Annotated in this window: 19 protein-coding genes and 1 pseudogene; 7 read left to right on the forward strand and 13 right to left on the reverse strand. The window is 56.6% G+C overall.

What is annotated here, in order from left to right; translation table 11 throughout:
• The 6 genes from paaF to paaA are packed head-to-tail and all read right to left on the reverse strand — an operon-like array spanning position 1 to position 4,342.
• The gene (gene paaF / locus AB1287_RS13245) at positions 1-768 is read right to left on the reverse strand and encodes a 2,3-dehydroadipyl-CoA hydratase PaaF (RefSeq protein ID WP_435618061.1); all 768 of its coding nucleotides are present in this window, start codon (positions 766-768) and stop codon (positions 1-3) included.
• The gene (paaE, locus tag AB1287_RS13250) at positions 765-1,835 is read right to left on the reverse strand and encodes a 1,2-phenylacetyl-CoA epoxidase subunit PaaE (RefSeq protein WP_435618062.1); all 1,071 of its coding nucleotides are present in this window, start codon (positions 1,833-1,835) and stop codon (positions 765-767) included. Before paaE ends, paaF begins: the two co-directional genes overlap by 4 nt.
• 7 nt (positions 1,836-1,842) lie before the next feature.
• The gene (gene paaD, locus AB1287_RS13255) at positions 1,843-2,340 is read right to left on the reverse strand and encodes a 1,2-phenylacetyl-CoA epoxidase subunit PaaD (protein ID WP_312626750.1); all 498 of its coding nucleotides are present in this window, start codon (positions 2,338-2,340) and stop codon (positions 1,843-1,845) included.
• A gap of 9 nt (positions 2,341-2,349) precedes the next feature.
• Entirely contained in the window at positions 2,350-3,105 is a 756-nt protein-coding gene (gene paaC, locus AB1287_RS13260; RefSeq protein WP_312626749.1) for a 1,2-phenylacetyl-CoA epoxidase subunit PaaC, read from the reverse strand.
• 8 nt (positions 3,106-3,113) lie between these two features.
• Positions 3,114-3,401: a 1,2-phenylacetyl-CoA epoxidase subunit PaaB gene (paaB, locus tag AB1287_RS13265; RefSeq protein ID WP_435618063.1), complete on the reverse strand. Its 288-nt coding sequence runs from the start codon at positions 3,399-3,401 to the stop codon at positions 3,114-3,116.
• Positions 3,402-3,412: 11 nt separating this feature from the next.
• Positions 3,413-4,342 carry a 1,2-phenylacetyl-CoA epoxidase subunit PaaA gene (gene paaA, locus AB1287_RS13270; RefSeq protein ID WP_435618064.1) on the reverse strand — a complete coding sequence of 310 codons (930 nt, stop codon included), beginning with the start codon at positions 4,340-4,342 and terminating at the stop codon, positions 3,413-3,415.
• A 288-nt stretch (positions 4,343-4,630) separates the two neighbouring features.
• Here paaA and paaZ point away from each other — a divergent pair, with 288 nt between their 5' ends.
• Together paaZ and tynA are read left to right on the forward strand one after the other, a co-directional pair.
• The gene (paaZ, locus tag AB1287_RS13275; RefSeq protein ID WP_435618065.1) at positions 4,631-6,670 is read left to right on the forward strand and encodes a phenylacetic acid degradation bifunctional protein PaaZ; all 2,040 of its coding nucleotides are present in this window, start codon (positions 4,631-4,633) and stop codon (positions 6,668-6,670) included.
• Between the two features lie 216 nt (positions 6,671-6,886).
• Positions 6,887-9,142, forward strand: coding sequence for a primary-amine oxidase (gene tynA, locus AB1287_RS13280; protein WP_435618066.1), 2,256 nt, complete (start codon positions 6,887-6,889; stop codon positions 9,140-9,142).
• A gap of 141 nt (positions 9,143-9,283) precedes the next feature.
• Here tynA and AB1287_RS13285 read toward each other — a convergent pair.
• Together AB1287_RS13285 and AB1287_RS13290 are read right to left on the reverse strand one after the other, a co-directional pair.
• A pseudogene (locus AB1287_RS13285) lies at positions 9,284-9,436 on the reverse strand (type VI secretion system tube protein Hcp); the annotation flags it as partial.
• Between the two features lie 322 nt (positions 9,437-9,758).
• Positions 9,759-10,031, reverse strand: coding sequence for a hypothetical protein (locus AB1287_RS13290; protein WP_435618067.1), 273 nt, complete (start codon positions 10,029-10,031; stop codon positions 9,759-9,761).
• A gap of 513 nt (positions 10,032-10,544) precedes the next feature.
• On the opposite strand from AB1287_RS13290, the gene AB1287_RS13295 reads away from it, so the two are divergent.
• On the forward strand, positions 10,545-10,973 hold the full coding sequence (locus AB1287_RS13295) for a hypothetical protein (protein ID WP_435618068.1): 429 nt from the start codon (positions 10,545-10,547) through the stop codon (positions 10,971-10,973).
• 123 nt (positions 10,974-11,096) lie between these two features.
• Here AB1287_RS13295 and AB1287_RS13300 read toward each other — a convergent pair whose 3' ends face one another.
• A complete protein-coding gene (locus AB1287_RS13300; protein ID WP_312626733.1) occupies positions 11,097-11,615 on the reverse strand; it encodes a phosphoribosyltransferase in 519 nt (172 codons plus the stop codon).
• A 227-nt stretch (positions 11,616-11,842) separates the two neighbouring features.
• Between AB1287_RS13300 and AB1287_RS13305 the strand changes: the two genes are divergently transcribed.
• Together AB1287_RS13305 and nadS are read left to right on the forward strand one after the other, a co-directional pair.
• Positions 11,843-12,181 (forward strand): type II toxin-antitoxin system RelE/ParE family toxin, encoded by a 339-nt coding sequence (locus tag AB1287_RS13305; RefSeq protein ID WP_436799837.1) that lies wholly within the window; start codon positions 11,843-11,845, stop codon positions 12,179-12,181.
• Between the two features lies 1 nt (position 12,182).
• Positions 12,183-12,467 carry a NadS family protein gene (gene nadS / locus AB1287_RS13310; protein WP_312626731.1) on the forward strand — a complete coding sequence of 95 codons (285 nt, stop codon included), beginning with the start codon at positions 12,183-12,185 and terminating at the stop codon, positions 12,465-12,467.
• A 110-nt stretch (positions 12,468-12,577) separates the two neighbouring features.
• Here nadS and AB1287_RS13315 read toward each other — a convergent pair whose 3' ends face one another.
• Positions 12,578-14,077, reverse strand: coding sequence for an aldehyde dehydrogenase family protein (locus tag AB1287_RS13315; protein WP_435618070.1), 1,500 nt, complete (start codon positions 14,075-14,077; stop codon positions 12,578-12,580).
• Between the two features lie 231 nt (positions 14,078-14,308).
• Here AB1287_RS13315 and feaR point away from each other — a divergent pair, with 231 nt between their 5' ends.
• Positions 14,309-15,217 (forward strand): transcriptional regulator FeaR, encoded by a 909-nt coding sequence (gene feaR / locus AB1287_RS13320; RefSeq protein ID WP_435618071.1) that lies wholly within the window; start codon positions 14,309-14,311, stop codon positions 15,215-15,217.
• A gap of 89 nt (positions 15,218-15,306) precedes the next feature.
• Here the strand turns inward: feaR and AB1287_RS13325 are convergent, their stop codons facing one another.
• From AB1287_RS13325 to AB1287_RS13335, 3 genes are read right to left on the reverse strand one after another with little or no spacing between them, the layout of a single operon-like run.
• On the reverse strand, positions 15,307-15,630 hold the full coding sequence (locus AB1287_RS13325; protein WP_312626727.1) for a YdbL family protein: 324 nt from the start codon (positions 15,628-15,630) through the stop codon (positions 15,307-15,309).
• 7 nt (positions 15,631-15,637) lie between these two features.
• Positions 15,638-15,829 carry a YnbE family lipoprotein gene (locus AB1287_RS13330; protein WP_312626725.1) on the reverse strand — a complete coding sequence of 64 codons (192 nt, stop codon included), beginning with the start codon at positions 15,827-15,829 and terminating at the stop codon, positions 15,638-15,640.
• Positions 15,826-18,468, reverse strand: a complete 2,643-nt coding sequence (locus AB1287_RS13335) for a YdbH family protein (RefSeq protein ID WP_435618072.1) — start codon at positions 18,466-18,468, stop codon at positions 15,826-15,828. The genes AB1287_RS13330 and AB1287_RS13335 overlap by 4 nt, the downstream gene beginning before the upstream one ends.
• A 256-nt stretch (positions 18,469-18,724) precedes the next feature.
• On the opposite strand from AB1287_RS13335, the gene AB1287_RS13340 reads away from it, so the two are divergent.
• On the forward strand, positions 18,725-19,714 hold the full coding sequence (locus AB1287_RS13340; protein ID WP_435618073.1) for a 2-hydroxyacid dehydrogenase: 990 nt from the start codon (positions 18,725-18,727) through the stop codon (positions 19,712-19,714).
• The last annotated feature ends 55 nt before the right edge of the window (positions 19,715-19,769 follow it).

The raw sequence follows: 19,769 nt of genomic DNA on the forward strand, positions 1-19,769 counted from the left end.
TTAGCGTCCTTTGAAGTCGGGTTGGCGTTTGGCAAGAAAAGCGGCAATGCCTTCACGGCGATCGTCGGTGGCGCTGAGCAGCGTGAACAGCTGGCGCTCCTGAGCCAGCCCGGCGCGGAGGCTCACTTCCTGGGACTGACGCAGCGCCTGCTTCGCGGCCTGCAGCGCCAGTGGGGAGTGCTTCGCCATCTGTGCGGCAAGCGTCAGCGCGTATTCCGTGGTTAATTCGGCCGGGTGTACTTCACTGACCAGCCCGGCCTGCTGCGCGCGCTGTGCATTAATGGCTTTGCCTGTCAGCACCATCTGCGTCGCCAGCGATTTACCGACGGCGCGAATCAGCCGCTGCGTACCACCTGCGCCCGGCATGATGCCGAGGGTAATTTCCGGCAGGCCGAACGAAGCGTTGTCGCCTGCCACCACCACGTCGCACAGCAGGGCCATTTCGCAGCCCGCGCCCAGCGCGTAGCCGTTCACTGCGGCAATCAGCGGTTTGGTGAACGCATCAATACGTGCCCAGATCCGTGGACGAATATCGCTGAGCGTGGCGGCCAGATCTTTTTCCGCCATTTCCTGTAAATCTGCTCCCGCCGCGAAACACCGCTCGTTGCCGGTGATGACCACCGCGCCAATGGAACTATCCTGCTGCGCAGCGTCCAGCGCATCGGCAATCTGCGTTAACAGCGCATTATTCAGGGCATTACGCGCCTGCGGACGGTTGAGCGTCAGCAGCAGTACGCGTTCATGCAGGCTTTTCACTAATTCGCTCATGCCATCCCCTTGGCGTCGAAATCGACAATCACGTCGGCAGTCACCGGCAGCGCCTGGCAGCTCAGCACATAGCCCGCCGCCAGTTCGTCCGGTTCAAGGCTGTAGTTGGTCGCCATCGACACTTCCCCGCGCAGCACTTTACATTTACAGGTCGCACAGACGCCGCCTTTGCAGGCATATGGCAGATCCGCGCCCTGGCGCAGCGCCGCGTCGAGAATGCTTTCGTCTTCGCCGGAAAGGACGATCGCGCGGTCGCGTCCGTCCTGGCGAATCGTGACCGTCTGGCCGTCAGCCTGCACGCTGGAGGCATGGCGAACGGCGCTGCCCGGCGTGTTAAAGCGCTCAAGGTGAATCGCTTTCGCAGGCATACCAAGTTCAACCAGCGCGGCTTCGGCGTCGTCCATCATTGCCGCCGGACCACAGATAAAGGCCTCGTCAAACTGGCTGAAGTTGAGCAGCGTTTTTGACAGCGCGTACAGCTTTTCGCCGTCGATACGACCGTGCAGTAAGGCGCTGTCGAGCGTTTCCTGGCTGAAAATACAAACCAGCTGCAGGCGCGTCGGGTATTTGTCTTTCAGGTCGGCCAGCAGCTGGCGGAACATCATGCTCTGGCTGCTGCGGTTACCGTAAATCACCGTGAACTGGCTTTGCGGCTCGGTCTGTAAGGTGGTTTCGGCGATGGCCAGCATCGGCGTAATACCTGAACCTGCGGCAATAGCCAGATAGTGACCGTTGCGCTCCGGTTGGGCCTGATAGCCAAAATTGCCCTGCGGGATCATCACTTCCAGCGCCATGCCCGCTTTGATTTCGTCACGGGCATAGCGGGAGAAGCGCCCGCCTTCGATAGCCTTCACCGCCACGCTGATTTCACCGGGTACGGCGCGGCGGCAGATGGAATAACAGCGGCGCAGCTCTTCGCCCGCCAGCTGTGTTTTCAGGGTCAGGTGCTGGCCCGGACGGAATGCGTAGGCGCTCTGCAAAGCTTCCGGCACCGCAAAAGTGATGGTCACCGCATCGCGGGTTTGCGGTTCAACTTTTGCCACCGTCAGCGAATGAAACGTCGTCATGGCAACCTCAGATACATTTAAAGTAATCAAAGGGTTCCCGGCAGCTGTCGCAGCGATAAAGCGCTTTACAGGCCGTGGAACCGAATTCAGAGATCATCGTGGTGTGGGTGCTGCCGCAGCGCGGACAGGCAACGTCTTTCGGCATTTCTGCATGACAGGCGTGGGCCTGCGGCGGGCTGATGCCGTACTGGCGCAGGCGCTCGCGGGCGTCCGGCGTCATCCAGTCGGTGGTCCACGGCGGATCAAGTTGCAGCACGATGTGCACCGGCGTGAAGCCGTGGGCGGTCATCACCGAGCGAATCTCAGCGAGCAGGTGTTCCGTCGCCGGGCAGCCTGAATAGGTCGGCGTGAAGCCCACTATCCAGCCTTCACCCTGCTGCGCAACGCTGCGCACCATCCCTAAATCGGTGATGGTCAGCACCGGCACTTCCGGGTCAGCGATCTGACTCAGCAGCGTCCAGACCTGGTGCACTTCCGCTGACGCAATTTCCGCAAGACGTTGCATAGTTCCTCCTTACCACTGCTGACCGGGATACGAACGCTGCAGATACTGCATCTCTGCCAGCATCGGCCCGAGGTGTTCGGTATGCAGACCCTGCTTGCCGCCGGTGCGATAAGCCTGTTCGCCAGGCACGATCAGTTCAGCTGCGTTCAGGGCGCTGGTGATTTCCGCCTGCCACTCATCACGCAGTTCGCGCGGATCAACGGCGATGCCCTGAGCCACCAGGTCGAGCTCCAGCTCATCGGCCTGGAACAGTTCAGCGGTAAAGCGCCACAGGTTGTCGATGGCCGCCTGCATACGCCGGGCGGAGAGTTCAGTACCACCGCCCAGACGCTCAACCCAGCCACGGCTGAAGCGCAGGTGATAGCGGGCTTCTTTGATGGCTTTGGCTGCGATGGCGGCTATTTGCGCGTCTTTGCTGGCGACCAGTCGGCTGAACAGCGCCACGTGCCAGGCATCCATAAACAGCTGGCGGGCCAGCGTGTCGGCAAAGTTGCCGTTCGGCTGCTCCACCAGCAGCACATTGAGGAACTGGCGCTCATCGCGATTGAAGGCCAATGTGTCTTCGTCGCCATTGCCCTGACGTTCGGCGGCATAGCTGAGGAAATTGCGTGACTGACCCAGCAGATCGAGACCGATGTTAGCGAGGGCCAGATCGATTTCCAGCTCCGGCGCATGGCCGCACCAGGCAGAAAGACGCTGGGCCAGCACCAGGCAGTTGTCACCGAGACGCAGCGCGTAGGTGGATACAGGATCGTGATTCATCATGCCCCGCCTCACATATGCTCGATGCCGTCAGGCAGGGTGTAGAACGTCGGGTGACGGTAGATTTTGCTCTCCGCCGGATCGAAGAACTCACCGCGATCTTCCGGCTGCGAGGCCACGATCTCGCTCGCCTTCACCACCCAGATGGAGCAGCCTTCGCTGCGGCGGGTGTAAGCATCACGGGCGTTTTCCAGCGCCATGCGATCGTCGGCGGCGTGCAGGCTGCCCACGTGACGGTGGGATAATCCCTGTTTGCTGCGAACGAACACTTCATATAAAGGCCAGTAGACATTGCTCATTATTTTTCTCCTTATGCCGCGTTGCGGGCCTGCTGTTTTTTGGCATGCGCCAGCGCGGCTTCCCGCACCCAGGCGCCCTCTTCCCAGGCTTTACGCTTGGCGGCCAGACGCTCGTGGTTGCACACGCCACGCCCGTTAATCACTTCGTTAAATTCCTGCCAGTCGATCTCGCCAAAGCGATACTGACCGGTGGTTTCATCCTGCGTCAGATCTTTATCCGGCACGGTCATGCCGAGCATTTCCACCTGCGGAACGGTGTTGTCGACAAAGCGCTGGCGCAGTTCGTCGTTACCAAAACGCTTGATCTTCCAGGCCAGGCTCTGGGCGCTGTTCGGTGAACTGTCGTCATTCGGCCCAAACATCATCAGCGCAGGCCACCAGAAGCGGTTGATGGCGTCCTGCAACATGGCACGCTGTTCCTGGCTGCCGTTCGCCAGCGCCATGCAGGCCTCAAAGCCCTGGCGCTGATGGAAGCTCTCTTCCTTACAGATTTTCACCATCGCGCGGGCATACGGACCGTAGGAAGTGCGACACAGCGCCACCTGGTTCACGATGGCTGCGCCGTCCACCAGCCAGCCGATCACGCCGATGTCGGCCCAGCTCAGCGTCGGGTAGTTAAAAATGGAGGAGTACTTCATGCGGCCATCTAGCATCTTCTGGTAGATGTCTTCGCGGGCGCAGCCGAGGGTTTCAGCGGCGCTGTAGAGATAGAGGCCGTGCCCCGCTTCGTCCTGCACTTTAGCGAGCAGGATCGCTTTGCGGCGCAGGCTGGGTGCGCGGGTGATCCAGTTGCCTTCCGGCAGCATGCCGACAATTTCGGAGTGGGCGTGCTGACCAATCTGGCGGATCAGCGTTTTACGGTACGCCTCGGGCATCCAGTCCTGCGGCTCGATGGCCGTCTCTTCGGCGATCTTCGCTTCAAAGCGTTGTTCTTCAGTCACATTGTCACCTTTATGATTCCCATTTGATTCACATTTAGCATTAATGCGAATCATATCGTTTATGGGAAGTTACATAATGGTTAACTAAAACCCCAAGAACGCTTTGTGCATTCTGTGAGCACCATCGCAGAGTAAATCACACACCACATAAATAACAATAACTTAACAAAACACCGATCATAGACAAAGATCGCACTGTTAATAAATTATTAAATTCAGGATTGATTTTTATGATTCATCATAAAACTATGTATAGCGATATGACGTAACATTTTACGGAGAAGCAAGATGCAGCAGTTAACCAGTTTCTTATCCGGCAGCTGGCAGTCTGGCCGGGGCCGCGAACGCGCCATTCACCACGCCATTACGGGCGAAGCGCTGTTTTCCGTTACCAGCGAAGGTCTGGATATGGCACAGGCGCGCCGCTATGCCATCGAACATGGCGGCAATGCGCTCGGCAAAATGACCTTTGTGGAACGCGCCGCGATGCTAAAAGCGGTGGCGAAACATTTGCTGGAGCAGAAAGAGGTGTTCTATGCCCTCTCCGCACAGACCGGCGCAACCCGCGCCGATAGCTGGGTGGATATCGAAGGCGGGATCGGCACCCTGTTTACCTACGCGGGCCTCGGCGCACGCGAGCTGCCGGACGACGTTTTGTGGCCGGAAGATGAGCTGATTCCCTTATCAAAAAACGGCGGCTTCGCGGCCCGTCACGTGCTGACGGCAAAATCCGGCGTGGCCGTTCATATCAACGCCTTTAACTTCCCCTGCTGGGGGATGCTGGAAAAACTGGCCCCCACCTGGCTTGCCGGAATGCCCGCCATCATCAAACCGGCCACCGCCAGCGCGCAGGTCACCCAGGCAATGGTAAAAGCCATCGTCGACAGCGGCCTGGTGCCGGACGGCGCCATCAGCCTGATTTGCGGCGGTGCGGGCGATCTTCTGGACCAGCTGGATTTCCAGGACGTGGTGACCTTTACCGGCTCAGCGCAAACCGGACAGTCGCTGCGCATTCACCCGAACATCGTCAAAAACTCGATTCCGTTCACCATGGAAGCAGACTCCCTGAACTGCTGTGTGCTGGGCGAAGACGTCACGCCGGAGCAGCCGGAGTTTGCACTGTTTATCCGCGAAGTGGTGCGCGAGATGACCGCCAAGGCGGGTCAGAAATGTACCGCCATTCGCCGTATTATCGTGCCGCAGTCGCAGACTGAAGCGGTAAGCGAAGCGCTGATTGCCCGTTTGCAGGGCGTGAAAGTCGGCGATCCGGAGGTGGAAGGCGTGAAAATGGGTTCACTGGTGAATGCTGAACAGCGTGCCGACGTACAGCAAAAAGTGGATGCGTTAGTGGCAGCAGGCTGTGAAATTCGCCTCGGCGGCAAGGCCGATCTGCATGCCGCGGGCGCGTTCTTCCCGCCAACGCTGCTGTTCTGCCCGCAGCCGGAGGAAAGCCCTGCCGTTCACGCCATTGAGGCGTTTGGCCCGGTGGCGACGCTGATGCCGTATCAGACCCGCGAGCAGAGCCTGGCGCTGGCGCGTGCCGGACAAGGCAGCCTTGCAGGCACGCTGGTGACCGCCGACGGCGATATCGCCCGCGAGTTTATTCTGGGCGCAGCGCGTGCGCACGGCCGTATTCAGATCCTCAATGAAGAGTCGTCGAAAGAGTCCACCGGGCACGGTTCTCCGTTACCACAGCTGTTGCACGGTGGCCCCGGTCGCGCGGGCGGTGGTGAAGAGCTGGGTGGTCTGCGTGCAGTGAAACATTACCTGCAGCGTACCGCCGTTCAGGGGAGCCCAACGATGCTCGCCAGCATCGGTAAACAGTGGGTGCGCGGCGCAAAGGTGCAGGAAGACCGCGTTCACCCGTTCCGCAAATACTTCGAAGAGCTGCAGCCGGGCGACAGCCTGCTGACTGCCCGTCGCACGATGACCGAAGCGGACATCGTCAACTTCGCCTGCCTGAGCGGCGATCACTTCTACGCTCACATGGACAAAATCGGCGCAGCGGAATCCATGTTCGGTGAGCGCGTTGTGCACGGCTACTTTGTGATTTCTGCCGCAGCGGGCCTGTTTGTGGATGCGGGCGTCGGCCCGGTGATCGCTAACTACGGTATGGAGAACCTGCGCTTTATCGAACCGGTAAAACCCGGCGACACGCTGCAGGTGCGGCTGACCGTGAAGCGCAAAACCGTTAAACGCCAGAAAACTGCCGAAGACAAGGCAACCGGCGTGGTGGAATGGGCCGTTGAGGTGTTTAACCAGCACCATCAGCCCGTGGCGCTCTACTCCATTCTGACGCTGGTCGCGCGTCAGCACGGCGATTTCTAACGGATAACGCGCGCTACCCGGCAATCATCCACATCGTTGCCGGGTGGCACGTTGTTTGCCCGGCCTGCATAGCATCCCCCTCAAATTCACCAACCTGGCAAATCTGACAAAACGGCTGGCAGGTGCAGACAAACACCGTGCACCTGCCCGCTGCTAGGGTGAGCATGTCGCAACTCAACACAACACCAATATACTGATAATAAGACGAGGCTAACGATGACGATTTCCGCCCGCAAAACGGCGCTGGCTATGGCCGTTGCCCTGATGTGCAGTTGGCAAACACCCGTCTTCGCCCACGGCGGCGAAGCCCATATGCTCCCGATGGACAAAACGCTGCAGGATTTCGGCGCCGACGTGCAGTGGGATGATTACGCCCGGATGTTCACCATCGCCAAAGACGGCGCGTACGTGAAGGTCAAGCCAGGGGCCAAAACGGCCATCGTCAACGGCAAAACTCTGACGCTTCAGGTGCCGGTGGTAATGAAGGATAAGAAAGCCTGGATTTCAGATACGTTCATCAACGATGTGTTCCAGTCCGGGCTGGATCAGACTTTCCAGGTCGAGAAAAAGCCACATCCGCTGAATGCGCTGACCGCTAAGGAAATCAAGGAAGCGGTGGAGATTGTTAAAGCCTCGCCGGACTACAAGCCCAACACCCGCTTCACTCAGATTGCGCTGGCCGAGCCTGAGAAAAACAAAGTCTGGGACTTCGTGCTGCACGACAAAGCCGTTGACGAGCCGCGGCTGGCGAACGTCACCATGCTCGACGGTAAACACATTATTGAGAGCCAGGTCGATCTGCAAAGCAAAAAAGTCCTGCACTGGGAGCCAGTTAAAGACGCCCACGGCATGGTACTGCTGGACGATTTCGCCACCGTACAAAACGTGATTAACGCCAGTAAAGAATTTGCCGATGTGCTGAAGAAGCATGGCATAACGGACACGACTAAAGTGGTCACCACGCCGCTGACCGTTGGCTATTTTGACGGCAAGGACGGCCTGAAGCAGGAAGCTCGCCTGCTGAAGGTGGTGAGCTATCTCGACACCGGCGACGGCAACTACTGGGCTCACCCGATTGAGAACCTGGTGGCAGTGGTGGATTTAGAACAGAAGAAAATCATCAAGATTGAAGAAGGCCCGGTGATCCCGGTGCCGATGACCCCGCGCCCGTACGACGGTCGTGACCGCGTGGCGCCGAAGATAAAACCGCTGGATATCATTGAGCCGGAAGGCAAAAACTACACCATCACCGGTGACATGATCCACTGGCAAAACTGGGATTTCCACGTGCGCCTGGATTCCCGCGTCGGGCCGATTCTGTCGACGGTGACGTACAACGACAACGGCACCAGACGTAAAGTGATGTATGAAGGCTCACTCGGCGGCATGATCGTACCGTACGGCGATCCGGACGTGGGCTGGTACTTCAAGGCCTATCTGGATTCCGGCGACTACGGGATGGGCACCCTGACCTCCTCCATCGCCCGCGGCAAAGATGCGCCGACGAACGCCGTCCTGCTGGATGAAACCATCGCCGATTACAGCGGGAAGCCGATGGATATCCCGCACGCCATCGCCGTATTCGAACGCTACGCCGGGCCGGAGTATAAGCATCAGGAAATGGGCCAGCCGAACGTCAGCACCGAGCGCCGCGAGCTGGTTGTGCGCTGGATCAGCACCGTCGGCAACTACGATTATATCTTCGACTGGGTATTCCATGACAACGGCGTGATTGGCATTGATGCGGGCGCGACGGGGATTGAAGCAGTGAAAGGCGTGCTGGCAAAAACCATGCACGATCCGAGCGCGAAAGACGACACCAGATACGGCACGCTTATCGACCACAATATTGTTGGCACCACGCACCAGCACATCTATAACTTCCGTCTCGATCTGGACGTGGATGGTGAAAACAACAAGCTGGTGGCGATGGATCCTGACGTGAAGCCAAACACCGCGGGCGGCCCGCGCACCAGTACGATGCAGATTGATCAGCACGACATCGGCACCGAACAGGAGGCGGCGCAGAAGTTCGACCCGGGCACCATTCGTCTGCTGAGCAACACCAGCAAAGAGAACCGCATGGGGAACCCGGTTTCTTACCAGATTATCCCGTATGCAGGCGGCACGCACCCGGTGGCGACCGGCGCGAAATTTGCCCCGGACGAGTGGATTTATCACCGTCTGAGCTTTATGGATAAGCAACTGTGGGTGACGCGCTACAAGGCGGATGAACGCTATCCGGAAGGCAAATACCCGAACCGTTCGATCCACGACACAGGCCTTGGCCAGTACAGCAAGGATAACGAGTCGCTGGATAATCAGGACGATGTGGTGTGGATAACCACCGGCACAACGCACGTCGCCCGCGCCGAAGAGTGGCCAATTATGCCGACCGAATGGGTTCACGCGCTGCTGAAGCCGTGGAACTTCTTCGATGAGACGCCGACGTTGGGTGAGAAGAAAAAGTAACCCGCGTGGGCTTCAAATGCCTGATGGCGCTTCGCTTATCAGGCCTACAGGATCCGCACACGATGCGGGCTTGTAGGCAGATAAGGCGTTTACGCCGCCCTCCGGCAAAACATATTCTTACCAGGGCCGAAAGGCCCTTTTTCATGCGCAGCAGCGGTCGTTCCATGCATCCCGATAAAGGATATTCCCTTCCGTATATTTCCACGTGATGGCCTCGTAGCGAAGCTCCGGCGTTTCAAGGTGCGTGCTGCTCAGACCGTTGGGGATCAGATGTGGCAACATCGTCGTCAGCCTCTTTCCCTACAGCGGAAACGGCGCGGTCGAGCTTAATGGCGAGGATGTTATTGGCCTGGAGATAGCTAATAATGGCATTATTCTGATGCGTAACGACGCCCTGTTTGTTTCTGCTTAAATGCTTTGGAGGTAAAGCTCCCTGCCTTTCCGAAACAAAAATCAGGTAAACAAACACCTCGTCAAATAATAAATTTTGGGGTGTACATAAAAGACTTCAAATAAACACATCTTTTTTCATTCGCTCTGATTATAGTCTGAATTCTTCCATTTCCTCTGAATATGAAGCAAGCCCATCATGCCTGCATTTCATGAGGTACCCGATTCATATTGATAATAAAAACGCCACCGCGACACCGATGACCAGCACGGCACAGTAGAAAAATATGTTACCTGAGAACTGAGCCAGATCTTCCAGATGTTCGCTACCCTGTTTATTCAGCTTCTGAATGGCCTTCTTTTGATCATCTGCTTCAATGGCATAAGGATATCTGGTAAAACCATTTCTTTTCAGTTTACCGGACACGTCACGCGTTACCAGTTCTGCTAAGATAACCTTAGTTTCATTATCCTTGATGAAAATGATGTAGTTACTCATGCCGCCTCCTGATAAAAACCTTCCTGATACCCAGAACAGATATGAAGCCAGTTAAACCTTATGTCGAATAATGCAAAGTACGCCATTTAAGAAACAAAAATCAATATTTTTCAGGTTGTTCATCACAAAATACGTTAGTTCTATTTTTATAACCATCATTTATAGCATTAAAGCTGCTGATTAATTCCAAATATGTAACAGGCCCGCTTCGCTTGCATTTAATAATGAGAGGTTGCTTCCGGGAATAGCGCTTGTCTAAATAATCCTTGCCCTGTATTTTTATTTTCGCATTTGCAAAACAGATGCCGGGATTGACCTCCTGAAATCCACACTACAACGACACGAGTTTTGTGTCGGGCACACGGCTACGCTACAATGGCGAGCCGGGCGGGGGCGTCGCAAGACGCGCCGGTGTCCAGTGTGGCCGGTAAGGTCAACCCCGCTCGGTTCCGCCACCCGTGAGATTGACCTCTCCAGTGGTGGATTTAAAAACTACACACCGGAGTTTTAGCTATGACAACTGATCCCGATCACGATCTCCTGACCATTCCCTTCAGCGCCACCACAGACTTTACCGATCTGGCCGACTACTGCGACCGTTTTGCCCTGGCGCTGATGGAGAGTAACGACGTCCCCTACCAGACCGCGCTGCTCGACCGCCTCGGCGCCTGTCTCACCCTGCTTCGCCCTACTCTCGGCGAACCCATCCCCGATCATTTACTTAGCCGTTTTGTCGTGGATACGCTGCCTGAAAGCAAGACAGAGTTTGAACCAGATGCCGAAGCGCTATGTGACTATTGCCAGTCGCTGACGCAGCTATTGAGTGACCAGACACTGTCGCCGGAAACCGAAAAAACGCTGAAGGGATTGTTGTGTGAACTGGTATGGATGTTTGCCGCAGATCTCAAGGCCCCTCGCTGGCTCAGAACGAAGCTGGTGTAATGAGGCGGTTCTCCCCCGGTCTGACCGGGGGCTCATGCTGTAAGCGAAGTTTATGGGAAAACAAGAGCTCCAATTATCGTAATGAACGGCAAAAGGGTAGCAACCGTCCTGCACTCTTTTCCATCAGGATTTTAATTTCGCGACGTAAGGGAGATTGCGGTATTTGTTCTCCCACGGCATGCCAAAACCGATAAGCAGATCGTCATTGTCCATCTCCAGCGCATAGTATTGCTGCGCATCAATCGCCACTCGCCCGGGTTTAACAAACAAGATTGCGACAGAGACCGATCGCGGCGAATAATGCGTTTTCAGGTGCTCAACCAGACGACGCATGGTTCCGCCGGATTCAATGGCATCATCCACCAGGATCACGTCCTTGCCGTTAATATCGCTATTCTGGTGATAGACAATGGTTGAACTGTTATTCCTGTCGCCCGGCGTATGGGGGCAAGAGATGTAATCCATATTGATGTCAAAGGTCAGCTTCCGTACCAGGTCTGCCGTAAAGAGCATGCCGCCCGGCACAACGGTGACAACCACCGCATGGTCAAAATTCTTATTCAGCTGAGCGGCCACTTTCTCTACGCCATGGGAAATCGCCATTTCATCCAGAACCACTGACCCAATATGCTTGTGTTCCATTTCACGTCCTCTTAATAGTCTTTCCCATTGTCAGAGCGTTCACGTTATCAGCAGGCACTGTGGATGAAAACCGCTTATTTACGAGCGGCTACGCAGAATCATCACGTATAACTGAAACGCCTCAACTTCAGGTTTACGCTTCTCCCGTCGCCACAATCAATCATTTTAAAGGGTGTACATAGTACCCACTGAAGTGTACTATGTACCTGCACACGGAGAACGTGCCTGTGAATGAGCATCATGCTATTGAGTTTATAGAGACGGCTTTATTTACCCGCCAGATTAAAGCCATTGCCACAGACGATGAACTGAGGGAGCTGCAAAGGGAGCTCATCCAGTTTCCGAACCGGGGCGATGTTATTCAGAACACTGGTGGGTTGCGGAAAATTCGCCTGGCAACGGGCGTTCAGGGCAAAAGCGGCGGCGCAAGGGTTATCTACTTCGTAGCAACAGCAGAGATTATCTGGTTTGTGCTGGCTTACCCAAAAAACGTAAAAGATACCCTGACAAACGTCGAGAAAGCCGAACTGAAGAGACTGACCAGAAAGTTAAAAGATGAGGTATGAGATGACTTTTTTTAACGAACTAAAGGCATCGCTGGAAGAAGCGGTCGAAATCAAAGAAGGCAAGAAAGCCGCCGGGCGCGTGACCCGCTATGAAATCGCCGATGTGAAAGCGATTCGCGAGCAGCTGAACGTTTCCCAGAGCGAAATGGCCGCCGCATTGGGCACCAGCGTCGATACCATCAAAAGCTGGGAATCCAGAAGGCGTAATCCAACGGGGCTGGCGGCGAAGGTGCTGGCCGTGATCCAGTCGAATCCTGCTTTCTTTTACGAGCTGGCGGCACACTGAGCGCCGAACATGAGAGTGCCGGATGGCGCTGGCGCTTATCCGGCCTACAAAAACCTGCTGACGTTACACCAGGGCATTCACGCAGGGCCGTCCGGCACATTGCATGACTCTCAATAACGCACACAAACCGATTTTGTTTCGCACCAGCCGTCCAGCCAGTCCGGGCCGAAATCGCGCCCTGTACCGGACTGCTTCATGCCGCCGAAGGGCAGGTTCGGATCGATAAGCGTATGGCTGTTCACCCACACCGTCCCCGCCTGCAGGCGATCGCTGTAGCTCAGCGCCTGAGAAAGGTTCTGCGTCCAGACGCTGGCGGTAAGACCGTATTCGGTTTCATTCGCCAGCCGCAGGGCTTCGTCACCGTTGGCCACGCGTACCAGATTGACGACCGGGCCAAATACTTCCTCACGCGTCAGACGCAGACGCGCATCCGGATTCACGACTAACGTCGGGCGTACATAATACCCCTGGCCGCCAGGCCCTGCGTTACCGCTAATTAACTCCGCTTTGTTCTGCTCTGCTTCGTGCAGGAAAGCCGCGACCTTATCGCAGTGCGCACGTGATGCCAGAGGGTTAATCTGTGCGCTTTCAGACATCCCCGGCCCGACGCTAAGCGATTTCACCGCCTGCTCAAATCCCGTCACCAGCGTATCGAACAGCGGCGCTTCAATATAGATGCGGGAGCTGGCCGCGCAGACCTGACCCTGGTTGAGGAAACTCCCCATCATCAGACCTTCGATAACCCATTGCGGATCGGCGTCTTTCAGTACAATCGCCGGGTTTTTACCGCCCAGCTCCAGCGTGACGCGCGTCAGCCTGTCGGCAGCGGTACGGGCAATCTGTTTGCCCGTTTGCGTGGAGCCGGTAAAACTCACTTTGGCGACGTGCGGGTGCGACGTCAGCGCCGCGCCGCATTCCACCCCGCTTCCTGTCACAACGTTGAACACGCCTTCCGGTACGCCTGCTTCGCTTGCCAGTTCGGCCACGCGCAGCAGCGTCAGCGGTGTAGTTTCTGAAGGTTTGATGACTATCGAACAGCCCGCTGCCAGCGCAGGCATCACTTTCCACATGCCAATCATTAGCGGGAAGTTCCACGGCACAATGCCTGCGACCACACCAACCGGCTCTTTACGCGTCCACGCCTGATAACGTGCGCCCGCAGGCATCGGAATGGAAACGTCCAGCGTCTGCCCGGTAATTTTGGTAGCAAGCCCGGCGGTATAGCGCATCCAGTTCAGGGTACAGGCCACTTCAAACGCACGGGAGATATTGATGGATTTGCCCTGCTCCAGCGTTTCCAGCTGGGCCAGTTCTTCGGCGTGCTTTTCCACTAAATCAGCGAAGCGCAGCAAAATACGCTCGCGTTCGGCAGGCATACGCCCCGCCCAGCGGCGGTCGACGAATGCGCGCCAGGCTGACATAACGGCTGCGTCCACGTCTGCGCTGTTGGCATCCGCGGTTGTGGCGATGGCATTGCCCGTCGCCGGATCCCAGACCGTCAGTCTCTTGTCGCTACGTGACGCCTGCTGCGCCCCGTCGATGTAGTTCCCGTGCTGGCGCGCCAGGAAGTGTTGCACGCTCTCAAGCAGTGCGACCTGTGAATCAGACATATCAGCTCCTTATTACCCTTCACGGTTTTATCCAGTGTAGAAGCCGGACGCAGATTCTGTTTTTGTCTCTCTGTCATTCGCTTTGTCGCCTGTGACAGCCCTCGCAAACGGTGACAATAGTCATTCACGCGTCTGTCGTGGGTGATAGTTCTTTCGTATAGTCATCAGGGCATCCTTGTTTACGCAACATAAATGCAACAATGTGGTAGCACTTCAACGACTGAGGCAGATATGGCGCAAATTTCCGGCACCGAGCAGTTCCAGCAATGGCTGGCCCAGATTAACCAGGAGTGCGGCAATTTTGCTGCTCGCCCGCTGGACGGCGAATTCTCTGGTCACCTCGAAACCGGCTATACCCGCGCCCTTAAGCTCAGCACCGTTACCACCGCCAACGTCAATCTTTACCGCACTCAGAACGAGATCAAGGACCACAATGACAGCTGGTTTTACACCGTTTTTCAGCTGGAAGGTCAGGCCATTATTGAACAACACGACAGGCAGACGGTGATCCTGCCGGGCGACATCACACTGGTGGACGCCTCACGCCCCTGCTCCATGGTCTGGCAGCAACCGTCGCGGCAGATCTCGCTGTTGCTGCCCCGAATTTTGCTGGAACAGCAGCTGCGCGTCGGCGAGGCGCACTGCGTACAGAGGCTGGGTAAAAATCTGCCGATGGTACAGATGAGCCATCGCCTGTTGCAGGAAAGCATGAGCAATCGCGACCTGTCCGGCACGGAAAGTGAAGCGGCCCTGGAAGCGATTGTCTGCCTGTTGCGCCCGGTTTTACAGCAACAGGACGTGCAGCCATCGCGCCGCGACAGGCAGTTTGAGAAGGTCGTTCAGATGATTGATGACCATATTCAGGCCGAAACGTTGCGTCCGGAATGGCTGGCAAATGAAGCCGGTATGTCGGTGAGAAGCCTGTACAGAATGTTTGCGGATAAAGGACTGGTGGTGGCGCAGTACATCAAAAACCGTCGGCTCGACCTCTGCGCCAGAGCGCTGCGCCACGCGTCAGATGATGAAAAACTGGCCGGAATTGGCTTTAGCTGGGGATTTACCGATCACAGCCATTTCTCCACCGCATTTCGCCAGCGCTTTGGCGTATCGCCGGGAGAATACCGTAAGCGCTACCGCTAACTATCGTCAGGTGGCGCTTCGCTTACCTGACCTACAAAACCGTAACCATACCGTAGGCCGGATAAGCGTCAGCGCGATCCGGCAGGACGTCACTTGCGTAGCCACTTGCCGTTAATACCCTTCACATATTCGCCGGATTGCGCCCGGGAGACGAGCTTTTGCCCGGCCATCTTCGCCACTTCATCCACCGGCAGATTATTGCTGTCCGCCAGCTGCTGATAGCTTTCGCTGCGGGCATCGTTAATTTTCTTCACCAGAGCCAGGGTCTCTTTATCCTGCTCGCGTGGCGCCAGGTAACCACTCAGCGTTTCCCCCACGCGCCCCTGCGCCCGCGCTTCATCCAGCGTTAGCGCCTGCACGCTCTGGCTGAGCAACCCAAGGCTAAACACAGCCATTAATATGCTTTTTTTCATAGCGGCCTCAGAACAGATCGCTGCGGGATTTCAGCAGGTTTTCAACGTCTTTATCCACTTTAATATGGATTTCATGCTCGATTTTGACGTTCATGTTGATGGTAATGGGCTCCTTCGGAGCGGCCACCTCTATCCGTGGCGTACAGCCGCTGAGGCTTAAAACCATCACTCCGCTCAGCATGGCGGTTATCGCTTTCATTGTTGCTCCTTACAGTCCTTGCCTGCCTGGCAACGCGGGTCCGGAAGGGCCGCGTTTTGCTCAAGCCATGCCTGAAGATTGTCGCCAAAGCGCAAGCTGCGCCAGAGATCGAACACGTTCTCTTCATGGGTATAGTTTAAATTGACCTTGCCGGTTTTTCCGTCGGCCCGACTGGTGCCGGATACCGTGGCCTGCAGGGTCAGCTTCCCGAGATTATCAAGATTGATTTTTGTCCATGACCGGGAAATTTCCATATAGCGCAGCCAGTTAATCGCCGCTCCGGCGGCCATGTTGTCCTTAACCACCGCATCGGCGGTGTCTTTGTCGATACGCAAGGTCATCGTGCCGGGGTTGGTCAGCCAGCCGTCTTTGATTATCCATTTGTCGTTGTCGAGCCACAGCGGCATCGCCCCGCTGACCGGCCCGGACATGGTGAACTGCTTTGGATTTACGGCGCTGATAAGTTCGCTGGTGGAGATATTCTGCACGCGCAGCAGCGCCGGGTCGTGCTGCGGCATGCGCAGCTGCAGCATAGACAGTTTCCCGCCAAGCAGATCAACGGTAACGTCGCTCAGCAGCAGCGGAGCGCTTTCGCTCCAGGGATAGCTACCCTGCAAATCGGCAGAAAAATTGTGTGCGGTGATCTGGTTGACGATTTCACCAATGCGCAGCGACACAGGGCCACGCGTTCCAAGCTGCCAGACGCCTTCACTGAAGCGGAACGGCAGCACAAAATCGACGCCGTTGATTTGGTTATCCGGCATCCAGGCGCTGCCGCCTTTCAGCACGCCGTGGCCACCCGCCTCAAAGCCTTGCCCTGCCGCCGCCGAAAACGCGACCTGGGCGTACAGCGAACCGTCCCGGAGATTCATTTTTAAGTCCGGCGGCACCAGTGGCTGGAAGACCGTCAGCGACTGTTTTGGCCACCAGGCTTCGCCACGCAGGCGTATGCCGTCCCAGCGGCCGTTAACCCGGACCGGGCCAATCGCTTCGGCATGCAAATCGCCTTTGAACTGGAACCATGTCGGATCGCGCCCGTCCACGCTGAATTTCAGGGTCGACGGCGGAAGCACGCTGCCGCCGCTGAAATGCGTCGGACCTGCGTCCAGCGACAGCGCCCCGCTCAGCGACGGATGCTGTTCATCGCGGATCCAGTGAATGGGTTGATCCAGCACCAGCCGCGGCTGGCTGACGGTCATCGTGCCGTACTGAAGTTTATCGAACCCGGTCGACAGGCTGTTGAGCACAATCGCGCTGTCGCGCCACTCGCCGTCGCCCTTCACGTCCCATTTCGCCTGCATCGGCGTAAAGTGTCCGTCGCCCCAGTATCGCCAGCGCCAGCTGCCTTTGTCCGGCAGGAAGTTTTCCGCCTGGCCATCGAGGTGCAGCACAAAATCGCCCATCTCCTGCTCATGAGCACGCAGAATGGCCTGCAAACGCCCGTCCACGCCCTGGCTGCTGACGTGCACACCGGCAAGCGGCCATCGGATCTCATCGATATTCAGGGAATCAATCACTCGCCCGCGCGAGCGCAGCAGTGCGCCAGGCGCGAAGCTCAACAGCGGGTCGGTTAATGGGCCGCTCAGCTGCGCCGGTAAAATGGCATACAGCACCAGATCGTCGTATTTGGCTTCACCGGTCAGCTGTAACGGCATCGCACTGTTATCCATGCTGAGCGTGCCCGGGCCGATCGTCAGTACGGCGTTGCCTTTCCCTGCGGCGCCCTGCGTCAGCACGTTCATTCGCCCGGCGATCTGCATTTTGTCGATGCCCTGCTGCCAGTTATCCACCTTCAGCCCGACTCTGCCGCTCAGCGGTAAACCTTCCTGCCACGGCCAGTTCCAGCGCCCGTCACTGATGGTCAACCGCTCACGGGTCAGCTCCCATGGCAAATCCAGCAATGGATCTGAGTTATCGCGCGCCGTCACCACCAGTTGCCCCTGATTCTCTCGCCACTCCAGTTCAGCATCGACCAGATCCGCCGGATCGGGGAGCAGGAAAGTCGTCACCACGTGGCCGTTCACAGGCAGCCCATCCGGCACCAGCGGCATGGTGAATTCCCCAACCAGTTTTATCGGCGGTTTGTCATCCTGCACCCGTGCTTCGAGACGACTTACGGTGAGCTGTTGCCCTTTCAGGCTGGCCTGAAGATGTACCGCTTCACCGTCATAGCTGAGCTCCTGTTTTGCCGGGGTTAACGATACAGCCAGTTTGCCCTGCCATTTTTCCCACGGCGAAAGACGCAGCTGGTCGATGGTCAGCCAGCTGTTCGGCAGCATGGATTGCCACTCGGCAAGGCTGCGCGGCGCGCCGGGAGCGGGCGTACTTTCCGGGATTTTGCTCAGGCAGGCCGAATTGATATCAAGCGCACCGACGTGCAGTCGCCAGCGGCTGGGATGAGAAAGTTCAACGTTGGTGACTTCCGCCAGCTGGCAGTCGCCCACCAGATAGCGCAGCTCAGGCAAGCGCACAGAGTTTCGGGTTAAGCGCGGGCTGTGATCGATGGCGATTCGCGTTCCCGCCGGAAGCCAGATACCCGCAAGGGTCGGCACCCAGTGCGTCAACGTCAGCAGCAACGTGAGCGGCAGGAGAATAAGAAGCAACAGTAGCGCGATCGCGGCTTTCCAGGTACCCTTCATGGGCGGTTAACATCCTGATTTGTTGTAAGTAAAAGCCGAATTGGCCCGTATTGTGGCATGTTTAGCCCAGTCGTTAAAGTCACCGTCAGGTTTAAGCATAGATGCAGGACTTTGCCTCTTCCTGAGGATCCCTAAAACATCTGCACAATATGCTCTACACTCTCTGATATAACCTGCTAATTAAACTAATTTTTAAAATTTGTATGATTATTTTAAATATGCTACCGTGACGTTAATATCACTGGAGAAAAGTCTTATGAAAATCGCAGTTTACAGCACAAAGCAGTACGATAAAAAGTATCTGCAAGATGTTAATGATGCATTTGGCTTTGAACTTGAATTTTTTGACTTCCTGCTAAGCGAAAAAACAGCCAAAACCGCTCATGGCTGTGATGCCGTCTGTATTTTCGTTAACGACGACGGCAGCCGCCCGGTTCTGGAAGAGTTAAAAAACCATGGTGTTAAGTACATCGCTCTGCGCTGCGCCGGGTTTAACAACGTCGATCTGGATGCGGCTAAAGAGCTGGGCCTGCGCGTGGTTCGTGTGCCTGCGTATTCACCTGAAGCGGTAGCCGAACATGCGATTGGTCTGATGATGTCGCTGAACCGTCGTATTCACCGGGCTTATCAACGCACCCGTGATGCAAACTTCTCCCTGGAAGGCCTGTGCGGTTTTACTATGCACGGTAAAACCGCGGGCGTCATCGGCACCGGGAAAATCGGCGTGGCGACGTTGCGTATTCTGAAAGGCTTCGGCATGAAGCTACTGGCCTTCGACCCGTACCCAAGCGAAGCGGCTCTGGAGCTGGGTGTGGAATATGTCGACCTGCCGACGCTGTTCTCCCGGTCAGACATTATCTCTCTGCATTGCCCGCTGACGCCGGAAAACTATCACCTGCTGGACCATGCCGCATTCAGTCAGATGAAGGACGGCGTCATGGTGATCAACACCAGCCGTGGCGGTCTGATTGATTCTCAGGCAGCGATTGAAGCGCTAAAAACCCAGAAAATCGGCGCGCTGGGAATGGACGTATATGAAAACGAGCGCGATCTGTTCTTCGAAGATAAGTCCAACGACGTGATTCAGGATGACGTCTTCCGTCGCCTGTCGGCCTGCCATAACGTGCTGTTTACCGGGCATCAGGCCTTCCTCACCGCCGAGGCGCTGACCAGCATTTCCGAAACCACGCTGGAAAACCTGCGCCAAATCGATAATGGCGAAACCAGCCCGAACGCCCTCGTTTAACCTTTTCTGCTCCCCGTTTTCGGGGAGCACTTTCGGATAATCCCCACTCTTCAGC

The organism is Scandinavium sp. UTDF21-P1B, from assembly GCF_040750395.1.
Classification (GTDB): Bacteria; Pseudomonadota; Gammaproteobacteria; order Enterobacterales; family Enterobacteriaceae; genus Scandinavium.

What these genes read in the sequence shown, in the direction of transcription:
- paaF (WP_435618061.1), bottom strand. Translation starts at nt 768, where the DNA reads ATGAGCGAATTAGTGAAAAGCCTGCATGAACGCGTACTGCTGCTGACG.
- paaE (WP_435618062.1), bottom strand. Translation starts at nt 1,835, where the DNA reads ATGACGACGTTTCATTCGCTGACGGTGGCAAAAGTTGAACCGCAAACC.
- paaD (WP_312626750.1), bottom strand. Translation starts at nt 2,340, where the DNA reads ATGCAACGTCTTGCGGAAATTGCGTCAGCGGAAGTGCACCAGGTCTGG.
- paaC (WP_312626749.1), bottom strand. Translation starts at nt 3,105, where the DNA reads ATGATGAATCACGATCCTGTATCCACCTACGCGCTGCGTCTCGGTGAC.
- paaB (WP_435618063.1), bottom strand. Translation starts at nt 3,401, where the DNA reads ATGAGCAATGTCTACTGGCCTTTATATGAAGTGTTCGTTCGCAGCAAA.
- paaZ (WP_435618065.1), top strand. Translation starts at nt 4,631, where the DNA reads ATGCAGCAGTTAACCAGTTTCTTATCCGGCAGCTGGCAGTCTGGCCGG.
- tynA (WP_435618066.1), top strand. Translation starts at nt 6,887, where the DNA reads ATGACGATTTCCGCCCGCAAAACGGCGCTGGCTATGGCCGTTGCCCTG.
- AB1287_RS13290 (WP_435618067.1), bottom strand. Translation starts at nt 10,031, where the DNA reads ATGAGTAACTACATCATTTTCATCAAGGATAATGAAACTAAGGTTATC.
- AB1287_RS13295 (WP_435618068.1), top strand. Translation starts at nt 10,545, where the DNA reads ATGACAACTGATCCCGATCACGATCTCCTGACCATTCCCTTCAGCGCC.
- AB1287_RS13300 (WP_312626733.1), bottom strand. Translation starts at nt 11,615, where the DNA reads ATGGAACACAAGCATATTGGGTCAGTGGTTCTGGATGAAATGGCGATT.
- nadS (WP_312626731.1), top strand. Translation starts at nt 12,183, where the DNA reads ATGACTTTTTTTAACGAACTAAAGGCATCGCTGGAAGAAGCGGTCGAA.
- AB1287_RS13315 (WP_435618070.1), bottom strand. Translation starts at nt 14,077, where the DNA reads ATGTCTGATTCACAGGTCGCACTGCTTGAGAGCGTGCAACACTTCCTG.
- feaR (WP_435618071.1), top strand. Translation starts at nt 14,309, where the DNA reads ATGGCGCAAATTTCCGGCACCGAGCAGTTCCAGCAATGGCTGGCCCAG.
- AB1287_RS13325 (WP_312626727.1), bottom strand. Translation starts at nt 15,630, where the DNA reads ATGAAAAAAAGCATATTAATGGCTGTGTTTAGCCTTGGGTTGCTCAGC.
- AB1287_RS13330 (WP_312626725.1), bottom strand. Translation starts at nt 15,829, where the DNA reads ATGAAAGCGATAACCGCCATGCTGAGCGGAGTGATGGTTTTAAGCCTC.
- AB1287_RS13335 (WP_435618072.1), bottom strand. Translation starts at nt 18,468, where the DNA reads ATGAAGGGTACCTGGAAAGCCGCGATCGCGCTACTGTTGCTTCTTATT.
- AB1287_RS13340 (WP_435618073.1), top strand. Translation starts at nt 18,725, where the DNA reads ATGAAAATCGCAGTTTACAGCACAAAGCAGTACGATAAAAAGTATCTG.